1 protein-coding gene is annotated in these 7349 nt (G+C 75.7%); it reads right to left on the bottom strand.

What is annotated here, in order from left to right:
* The coding region (locus tag AC5L34_RS29380; RefSeq protein ID WP_494827893.1) for an SDR family NAD(P)-dependent oxidoreductase at positions 1-7349 on the bottom strand (7349 nt) is incomplete at both ends.

The following is a 7349-nucleotide window of genomic DNA, read 5'->3' as shown; positions in this document are numbered from 1 at the left end:
CCCGCCAGACGCTCCGCCGTCAACCCCTCCACCACACCGTCGTCCAGCACACCGGCCGTGTGCACCACACCCGCCAGGCGGCCCTCGGCAACGACCTCGCCGACCAACCCGAACACCTGGTCCCGGTCCGTCACGTCGCACGCGACCACCCGCACCGACGCACCCAACGCCGACAACCGCTCCGACAGCTCACCCGCACCCGCGGCCTCCGGGCCACGCCGCGACACCAGCACCAGCGACCGCACGCCGTGCACCGACACCAGGTGCTCCGCCACCAACGCACCCAGCGCGCCCGTACCACCGGTCACCAGCACAGCACCGTCACCCACGACCGGCGCCTCCACCGACGACGGGGCGACCGCGCGCACCAGACGCGGCACGAACACCTCACCCGAGCGCACCGCGACCTGACCACCGTGAGTCGACGGCTCATCGGCCACCGCCGCCAGGACGGCGATCGTCCCGGCATCCACGTCGCCGTCCACGTCCGCCAGGACGATCCGGCCCGGATGCTCCGACTGCGCCGAGCGCAGCAGACCCCACACCGCCGCGCCCGCCAGGTCGGTCACCCGGTCGTCGGCACCGACCGAGACCGCGCCCCGGGTCACCACCACGAGCCGCGAATCCGCCAGCGCGTCCGCCGCCAGCCAGGACTGGACGACTGCCAGCACGTGCGAGGTCGCCGCGCGTACCGCGTCGGGGACGGCGGTCTCCGGCGCGTCGAGCGGCAGCAGCAGCCCCTTCGGCGCGACCGCCCGGCCGGCGTCGACCCCCGCGACGAGCGCCTCGACGTCGCCGTACGCCGGCAGGTCGGCGGTGGCCGGCGCGCCCAGCAGCGCCCACCCGGAGACGTCCCCGGCCGGGGTGACCTCCTGGGCCTGCCAGGTGAGTTCGAACAGCGAGCGGGCCGCCGCACCCGCCGCCGCCACGCCGGTCAGCTCGCGCAGGACCAGGGAGTCCACCGACACCACGGCCGCACCCGACTCGTCACACGCGACCAGCCGCACCGCAGAACCCGTACGCGACAGCCGCACCCGCAACACCCGCGCACCCGAGGCGTACACCTGCACACCCTCGAACGCGAACGGCACCCGCGGCCCACCCGGGCCCTCCGCACCGGCCAACAACCCGATCGGATGCAGGGCGGCGTCCAGCAGCGCGGGGTGCACGCCGAAGCGCGCCGCCTCCGTCGCCGCCTCGTCCGGCAGGGACACCTCGGCGTACACGTCCTCGTCGGCGGTCCACACGCGGCGCAGCCCCTGGAACACCGGCCCGTACGTCAGGCCGTGTTCGGCCAGCGTCGGGTACCAGCCCGTGACGTCCACCTCGGACGCCCCAGCCGGCGGCCACTCCCCCACGCCCGGCTCGTCGGCCGACGCCGGCTCCAGCACGCCCTCGGCGTGCTGGACCCACTCGGCCTCCGGATCGCCCTCGGACTGCGAGTGCACCGCCACGACGCGGGTGCCGGCCTCGTCGGCCGCACTCACACGCACCTGCACCCGCACCGCACCCGCCGACGGCAGGACCAGCGGCGCGGCGACGGTCAACTCCCGCACCCGCGACGCACCCACCTCGTCGCCCGCCCGCACGGCCAACTCGACCAGGGCGGCACCGGGCACGATGACCGCGCCGGAGACGACGTGGTCGGCGAGCCACGCGTGGGTGGTGAGCGACAGTCGGCCGGTCAGCACGACCATGTCGGCGCCCGCGACGGTGACCGCCGCGCCGAGCAGCGGGTGCCCGGCCACGCCGAGGCCCGCGCCGGAGAGGTCGGCGGTTCGTGCCTGGCCCGCGCCGAGCCAGTACCGCTGGTGCTGGAAGGCGTACGTCGGCAGGTCGACCCGGGTGGCGCCGGTGTCGGTGAACCACTGCGTCCAGGTCACCGGCACGCCGTGGACGTGCAGCTCGGCGAGGGCGTGCAGCAGCGCCTGCGGGGCGGGACGGTCCCTGCGCTGGACGGCCACCGCGAGCGCGTCGTCGGCGAGCAGGTCGGCGTTCATCGCGGTCAGGACGCTCTGCGGCCCGATCTCCAGGAACGTGTCGACGCCCGCCTCACGGAGGGCGGTGATCCCGTCGGCGTAACGGACGGCCTCGCGCACGTGCCGCACCCAGTACTCGGCCGTGCGGATCTCGTCGGCATCGGCCAGCGCACCCGTCACGTTCGACACGACCGGCAGCAACGGCGCCGAGAACGTCAACCCGGACAGGACCGCACGGAACTCGGCCAGCATCGGCTCCATCAACGGACTGTGGAACGCGTGACTCACCGTCAACCGACGCGTCCGCACATTCCGGTCCCGCCAGACCCGCTCCACCTCGTCCAAGGCCTCGACGGCACCCGACACCACCACGGCAGCCGGCCCGTTGACCGCCGCGATACCCACCCGGTCGGTCAACCCGGCGAGAGACTCCGCCACCTCCGCCTCGGCGGCGGCCACCGCCAGCATGCCGCCACCGGCCGGGAGCGCCTGCATCAGCCGGCCCCGCGCGGCGACCAGCGCACACGCATCCGCCAGCGACAGCACCCCGGCGACGTGCGCGGCCGTGACCTCGCCGATCGAGTGACCGGCCAGCATGTCCGGCACGACCCCGAACGACTCCACCAGCCGGAACAGCGCCACCTCGACCGCGAACAACCCGGCCTGGGTGAAGACGGTCTGGTCCAGCAGCTCCGCCTCGGCCGTGCCCGCCTCCGCGAACAGCACCTCCCGCAGCGGACGCGGCAGCAGCGGATCGAGCTGCGCACACACCTCGTCGAGCGCGGCGGCGAACACCGGGAACCCGGCGTACAACTCCCGACCCATGCCCGCACGCTGCGCACCCTGACCCGAGAACAGCACGGCCAGTTGCGTACGCGTCGTGCCGGTGCCGCTGACCACGGCGGCGGCCGGCTCGCCGGCGGCGAGGGCACGCAGCCCGGCCAGCAGTTCGTCCCGGCCCGTCGCGGTGACCACCGCGCGGTGCTCCAGCACGGCCCGGCTGACGGTCGACGACCAGCCGACGTCGACGGGGCGCAGCGCCTCGTCGCCGGCGATCCAGCGGGCCCAGCGGTCCGCCTGCGCCGCGACGGCGGTCTCGGACCGGGCCGACAGCAGTACGGGGGTCGGCAGCGACCCGGCGGCGGGTTCGTCGGCGCGCGTCGGCGCGCCCTCGCCCCGGGCCGGTCCCGCCTCGGCGGGCGGCTGCTCGATGATCACGTGAGCGTTGGTGCCGCTGACTCCGAACGACGAGACCGCCGCCCGCCGGGGCCGGCCCGCCGTGGGCCAGTCGCGCGCCTCGGTGAGCAGGGTGACCGCCCCGGCGCTCCACTCGATGTGCGGGGACGGCTCGTCGACGTGCAGCGTTGAGGGCAGCAGTCCGTTGCGCATCGCCATGATCATCTTGATGATGCCGGCCACCCCGGCGGCGGCCTGGGTGTGGCCGATGTTCGACTTGATCGAGCCCAGCCACAGCGGCCGGTCCTGCGGACGCTCCTGCCCGTACGTGGCCAGCAGAGCCTGCGCCTCGATCGGATCACCCAACGTCGTGCCGGTCCCGTGCGCCTCGACCGCGTCCACGTCGGCCGGCGTCAGGCGGGCGTTCGCCAGGGCCTGGCGGATCACCCGCTGCTGCGACGGACCGTTCGGGGCGGTCAGCCCGTTCGACGCGCCGTCCTGGTTCACGGCGGTACCGCGCACGATCGCGTGGATCCGCCGGCCCTCGCGCTGGGCGTCGGAGAGGCGCTGCACGAGCAGCACCCCGACGCCCTCGGACCAGCCCGTGCCGTCGGCCGACGCGGCGAACGACTTGCACCGGCCGTCCTGCGACAGACCACGCTGCCGCGAGAACTCGATGAACGTCCCCGGCGTCGCCATCACCGTCACACCACCGGCCAACGCCAGATCACACTCACCGGACCGCAGCGCCTGCACCGCCAGGTGCAGCGCCACCAGCGACGACGAACACGCCGTGTCCACCGTGACCGCCGGGCCCTCCAGCCCGAACGTGTACGCCACCCGACCCGACAGCACGCTGCCGGAGGTGCCGGTACCGAGGTAACCGCCCACGCCCTCGGGCAGGTCCTGCACACCCGAGGCGTAGTCGTGGTACATGAGCCCGGCGAAGACGCCGGTCCGGCTGCCGCGCAGCCGCGACGGGTCGAGGCCGGCGGACTCGAACGTCTCCCACGAGGCCTCCAGCAGCAGGCGCTGCTGCGGGTCCATCGCGATCGCCTCGCGGGGCGAGATGCCGAAGAAGTCCGGGTCGAAGTCGGCGGCCCCGTACAGGAAGCCACCGTGGCGGGTGTACGACGTCCCGGGATTGTCCGGGTCGGGGTGGAAGAGCCGGTCGAGGTCCCAGCCCCGGTCGGTGGGGAACTCGCCGATGCCGTCGGTGCCGGCGGCGACCAGGTCCCACAGTTGCTGCGGGCTCGTCACGCCACCCGGGTAGCGGCAGGCCATGCCCACGATGGCGATCGGCTCGTCGACGGTGGTCGCCCGCACGGCCTGCTGCTGGTCGGCGACCTGGCCGGACAGCTGCTCGTACAGGTGCTCCGACAGGGCGCCGGGGGTCGGGTAGTCGAAGACGAGCGTCGACGTGAGCCGCAGCCCGGTCGCGCCGTTGATCCGGTTGCGCAGCTCGACGGCGGTCAGCGAGTCGAAGCCCAGCTCCCGGAACGCCCGGTCCGCCGGCACCGCCTCGGCGCCGCCGTGGCCGAGGACCTGCGCGATCATCCCGCGAACCAGCAGGGCCACCTGGGTGCGCGCCTCCTGCGGGTCGAGTCCGGCCAGCCGGTCGGCCCACGCTCCGGTGCCGGAGCGGCGGCGCTTCGCGGCCGGCCCCACCAGGGCCCGCAGCATCACCGGCACCCGGCCCGCGGCGGTCTGCGCCCGCATGGCGGGCAGGTCGACCACGGCCGGCACCAGGGCCGCGCCGCCGTGGGTCAGGGCGGCGTCCCACAGCCCGAGCCCGACGGGGGCGGTCATCGGGACCAGACCGGCCCGGGTCACCCGGGCCCGGTCGGCGTCGTTGATCGACGCCGCCATGCCGTCGGTGTCCCACATGCCCCAGGCGAGGCTGACGGCGGGCAGCCCGCGCTGCGCCCGCAGCAGGGCGAGGGCGTCCAGGAAGGCGTTGCCGGCCGCGTAGGCGGCCTGGCCGGGAGAGCCGAGCACCCCGGCGACGGAGGAGAAGAGCACGAAGAGGTCGAGGTCCAGCTCGGCGGTCGCCTCGTGCAGCCACCAGCCCGCCGTGACCTTCGGGGCCAGCACGTCCGCCAACCGGTCGGCCGTGATCCCGCTGACCACGCCGTCGTCGAGGACGCCGGCGGTGTGGACCACCCCGGCCAGGCGGTCCTCGGCGGTGATCGCCCGGACCAGCTCGCCGACGCGCTCGCGGTCGGTCACGTCCGTGGCGACCACCCGGGCGGTCGCGCCCAGCGCGGCCAGCCGCTGCACCAGTTCGTCGGCGCCGGGGGCCGCCGGGCCCTGCCGGGACGCCAGCACCAGCGAGCGCACGCCGTACGCGGTGACGAGGTGTTCGGACACCAGGGCGCCGAGCGAGCCGGTGCCGCCGGTGACGAGGACGGTCCCCCGGCCCAGGGTCGCCGGGGTGCGGGCGTCGCCGGTGGCACGCACCAGCCGCGGCACGTATGCCGCGCCCGCCCGCACCGCGAGCTGCCCGCCGAGGGCGGGGTCGTCGGCGGCGGCGGCGAGCAGGGCGAGCAGGTCGGCGTCCAGGTCGGCGTCCGGTTCGAGGTCGGCCAGCACGATCCGGCCGGGGTGTTCCGACTGGGCCGAACGCAGCAGGCCCCAGACCGCCGCCCCCGCCAGGTCGGTGACGCGGTCGTCCGCGCCGGTGGCCACCGCGCCGCGCGTCACCACGACCAGCCGCGCGTCGGCGAGGGGGTCGGCGGCCAGCCACGCCTGCACCGTGCCGAGGACGTCCGCCGTGACCGAGCGCACCCCGTCGGGCACGTCCGACCCGGAGGCGGCCGAGGTGACGGGCAGCAGCAGCGCCGCCGGGGCGGTTGCGTCCGTCACCGCCGTGGTCACGGCCGCGACGTCGGCGTACGCCGGAAGCTGCGGGGCGCCGTCGAGCGGGCGGTCGCCGAGCACGACCCAGCCGTACGCGCCGTCGGGCGCGGTGATCTGCTCGGGCTGCCAGGAGACCTCGAACAGGGACCGGTACGCCTCGTCCGGGGCGGCCGCCAGGCCGGTCATCTCGCGCAGCGTCAGCGAGTCCACCGACACCACCGGCACACCGGTCTCGTCGACGGCGACCAGCCGCACGGAGTTACCGGTGGCGGTGAGGCGGACCCGGAGCGTCCGGGCCCCGACTGCGTGGACCTGCACCCCCTCGAACGCGAACGGCACCCGGGGGCCGCCCGACTCGTCGGCGGGCAGCAGCCCGACGGGGTGCAGGGCGGCGTCCAGCAGCGCCGGGTGCACCCCGAAGCCCGCCGGGTCGCCGATGACCTCGTCGGGGAGGGCGACCTCGGCGAACACCTCGCCGTCGGCGGCCCACGCCCGTCGCAGGCCCCGGAAGACCGGCCCGTACGAGAGTCCGTGCTCGGCGACCGTCGCGTACCAGCCGGTGACGTCCACCTCGGACGCTCCCGGCGGCGGCCAGGCGCCCAGCGTGGGCTCGTCGACCGTGGGGGTGCCGACAAGGCCGTCGGCGTGCCGGGTCCAGCCCGACTCCGGGTCGTCCTCGGGCTGGGAGTGCACGGTCACCGAGCGGCTGCCGGTCCCGTCGACGGGACCGACGCGGACCTGGACCCGTACCCCACCGCCGGTGGCGGGCAGCACGAGCGGAGCGAGCACGGTCAGCTCACGCACGCGGGACGCGCCGACCTCGTCGCCCGCCCGGACGACGAGGTCCACCAGCGCGGTGCCCGGCACGACCACGGTGCCGGAGACGACGTGGTCGGCGAGCCACGGGTGGGTCGACACCGACAGTCGGCCCGTCAGCACGACCATGTCCTCGCCGGCGACCGACACCGCCGCGCCGAGCAGCGGGTGCCGCGCCACGCCGAGGCCCGCCCCGGAGACGTCGGCCGACTGGCCGGCCGGCGGGAGCCAGTACCGCTCCCGGTGGAAGGCGTACGTGGGCAGGTCGACCCGCCGCGCTCCGCTGTCGGCGAACCACTGCCGCCAGGTCACGGGCACGCCGTGGACGTGCAGCTCGGCGAGGGCGTGCAGCAGCGCGTGCGCCTCCGGCCGGTCCCGGCGCTGCACGGCCACGGCCAGCACGGCGCCGTCGGGCAGCACGTCGGCCGCCATCGCGGTCAGGACGCTCTGCGGCCCGATCTCCAGGAACGTGTCCACCCCGGCGGCCCTCAGGGCGGTCACCCCGTCGGCGTACCGGAC

It is taken from the genome of Micromonospora sp. ZG13 (genome assembly GCF_059359355.1).
The sequence above is the reverse complement of the archived record's forward strand: the minus strand, read 5'-3'. Positions and strand labels throughout refer to the sequence as shown.